This window comes from Protofrankia sp. Cas3, assembly GCF_963555955.1.
GTDB lineage: Bacteria > Actinomycetota > Actinomycetes > Frankiales > Frankiaceae > Protofrankia.
The window spans coordinates 1-2,842 of record NZ_CAUVXP010000305.1 but is presented as its reverse complement, the minus strand read 5'-3'; the positions used below and the strand labels follow the sequence as shown (position 1 = coordinate 2,842).

At 69.5% G+C, this 2,842-nt stretch carries 3 protein-coding genes; 2 read left to right on the top strand and 1 reads right to left on the bottom strand.

Going from position 1 to position 2,842, the window contains the following annotated elements:
• Positions 1–323 precede the first annotated feature (323 nt).
• Both U9983_RS27485 and U9983_RS27480 read left to right on the top strand, forming a co-directional pair.
• Positions 324–569, top strand: a complete 246-nt coding sequence (locus U9983_RS27485) for a hypothetical protein (protein ID WP_322756794.1) — start codon at positions 324–326, stop codon at positions 567–569.
• Positions 556–2,700: a recombinase family protein gene (locus U9983_RS27480; RefSeq protein ID WP_322756795.1), complete on the top strand. Its 2,145-nt coding sequence runs from the start codon at positions 556–558 to the stop codon at positions 2,698–2,700. The genes U9983_RS27485 and U9983_RS27480 overlap by 14 nt, the downstream gene beginning before the upstream one ends.
• 3 nt (positions 2,701–2,703) lie before the next feature.
• Here U9983_RS27480 and U9983_RS28225 read toward each other — a convergent pair.
• On the bottom strand, positions 2,704–2,842 hold a 139-nt coding region (locus U9983_RS28225), incomplete at its 5' end, for a transposase (RefSeq protein WP_416211577.1).

The window sequence follows — 2,842 nt, the reverse complement described above, 5'->3', positions numbered from 1 at the left end:
TTTAACAAGAACCTACTAAGAAGAACGAAAGTATCTGGACTCGCTACCAGCGGATGTAGGCGAGATGGGGGGTCACCGAAGAATCCGACGACAAGGGCGGGGTTCTCCTGAAGCCTGCGGAGTGCGGCGAGGGCGTTGGAGTACAGGTCCGAGACCGATGTAATCATTTTTCAGCCGATCTGGGCAGTCTTCACGTTGTTCCAGACCCACTCAGTCTGCTTGCCACAGTGCAGGGTGCGATGGGCACGAGAGCGTGAACAGGCCGATTATCAGCAGTGAGGGTCTGCTGCGGCTGGTCGAGCTGGTAGCGCGGTTGCGGGCCCGTGACTCGGGCGAAGGTGATGCGTCGTGGACAGCGAGAGCGGGAGCGCGCCCCCCAGAGTCCGGCGAAGCCATCGGCGGCGGCGACGCGGTGGGAGCTGCTGCCGGAGCTGAGCCGCCAGGCCACGCTGCGGGTACTGAGTGCGCTCGTGGACCGGATGGTGACGACGTCGGCGGTCGGGACGACGAGTCAACATGGCCAGGTTCAGGCCAGCGGGGACGGGGGCGAGGGTGATGCTGCTCCGTGAGCAGAGCCCCGGGAAGGTGGCGGGCTGGCACCACGACCGTCTTGCGGTGGTGTACGTGCGGCAGTCCTCGAAGCAGCAGGTCCTCGACCACGGGGAGTCGACGCGGTTGCAGTACGGGCTGGTGGAGCGGGCGGTGGCGTTGGGCTGGTCGCGGGCCCGACTGCTGGTGATCGATGAGGATCTGGGCCGGTCCGCGGCCGGCGCGGGGGACCGGCCGGGTTTCCAGCGTCTGGTCACCGAGATCACGATGGGCCATGTGGGGTTGGTACTCGGGATCGAGATGTCTCGGCTGGCCCGGGCCGGACGCGACTGGCATCAGTTGATCGAGCTGTGTGGCCTGTCGCGGACCCTGCTGGGGGACACCGACGGGGTCTACGATCCCAACGAGTACAACGACCGGCTGCTACTGGGTCTGAAGGGGACCATGAGCGAGGTCGAACTCCACCTACTCAAGCAGCGGATGGCCTCGGGACGGCTGGCCAAGGCCGCCCGGGGCGAGTTGGCCGTCCCGCTGCCGGCCGGGTATGTCCGCAGGCCCTCCGGGGAGGTCGTCGTCGACCCGGACGAGCAGGTCCAGGCCGTCATCCGGCTGGTCTTCGGGTTGTTCGAGCAGCTCGGCACGGTGCATGCGGTGCTGCGTTTCCTGACCGAGCACCAGATGCAGATCGGGATGCGGGAACGCGCCGGCCCGGCCCGGGGCGAGGTGGTCTGGCGTCGACCGCACCAGACCGGGATCGGGAACATGCTGCGTAACCCGGCCTACGCCGGGATCTACGCCTATGGGCGGACCCGCGTCGATGCGAGCCGCCCGATGCCCGGGCATCGGTGGCCGGGGCGGGTCCGTACCGCGGCCGGGGACTGGCTGGTGACGATCCCCGGCCTGCTGCCCGCCTACATCACCGTTGAGCAGTACGAGGCCAACCTGGCCCGGATGGCGGCCAACCGGGCCCGGGCCGAGAGCCTCGGTGCCCCTCGGGACGGGCCGGCGCCGCTGACCGGGCTGGTGATCTGCGGTGTCTGCCACCGCCGGATGGGTGTGACCTACGAGAGCAACCGCACCGGTCTGGTGCACCGCTATGTGTGCCGGAGCGGGCACCTGACTTACGGGCTGGAGCGGTGCCAGCAGATGGCCGGGGCGTTCCTCGACGCCCATGTGGTCGAACAGGTCCTCGCCGCACTGGCCCCGGCCGCGTTGGAGCTGTCCGTGCACGCGGCCGGGCAGGTCGAACAGCACCGCCGGGAGGTGGATCGGATCTGGCGGCAGCGGTTGGAGCGCACCGAGCAGGCATGCGACCGGGTCCGGCGCCAGTACCAGCAGGCCGAGCCGGAAAACCGTCTGGTGGTCCGGCAGTTGGAGTCCGACTGGGAGGCCGCGCTCACCGCCCGCCAGCAACTCGTCGAGGACTACCAGCGGTTCACCCGCAGCCGCCCCGTCCGGTTGAGCCCGGCCGAGCTGGCCGCCATCCGCGCCCTGTCCCGGGACATTCCCGCGCTGTGGGAGGCGCCGAGCACCACCTGCGCCGACCGCAAAAAGCTGCTGCGCTGCGTGGTCGACCAGGTTGAGGTCACCGCCGAGGGGGCGAGCGAGAAAGTGCACGCCACTCTCGTGTGGGCCGGCGGCAGCCGCGGCACCGCCGATCTGGTGCGGCCGGTGGCCCGGATCGACCAGCTCTCCTACCACCCGCGTCTGGTCGGCCGCCTGCGGGCGCTGGCTGCCGCGGGGCTGACCGCGAAGGCCATCGCCGACCAGCTTGCCCGCGAAGGCATCCGGCCGCCCCGGCAGCGGGAGCGCTTCCACGACGGCGAGATCCTCCAGCTCCTCCACCGGCACGGCCTGCGTCCCGCTGGATCCGGGCAGTCGCACGCCGACCAGCGTCTCCTCGGTTCTGATGAATGGTGGCTGGCCGTGCTCGCCCGTGAGGTCGGGATGCCGGTGGCGACGTTGTTCGGTTGGCTCGCCCGTGGCTGGGTCACCGGCCGGCAGGACACCCGACCACCCCACCGGTGGATCATCACCGCTGACCGTGCCGAGGTCGAGCGGCTGCGGACCCTCCATCAGCTGCCCGCGGGCTACCACAACCGGCGCCGCTGGACCGAGGCAGAACTCGCCGACCCCGAGAAGGGAGTCTGATCCTCATGCAACACGAACACGACAGGAGCTGCACTGAGACCACGACATCTCGTCCGGGTTGGTGTCGGGGGCGTAGGGCGGGAGGACGAAGATCCGGAGCTTCCCCTCTGTTCCAGCGACGAATTCGCGGACGGCCTTCGAA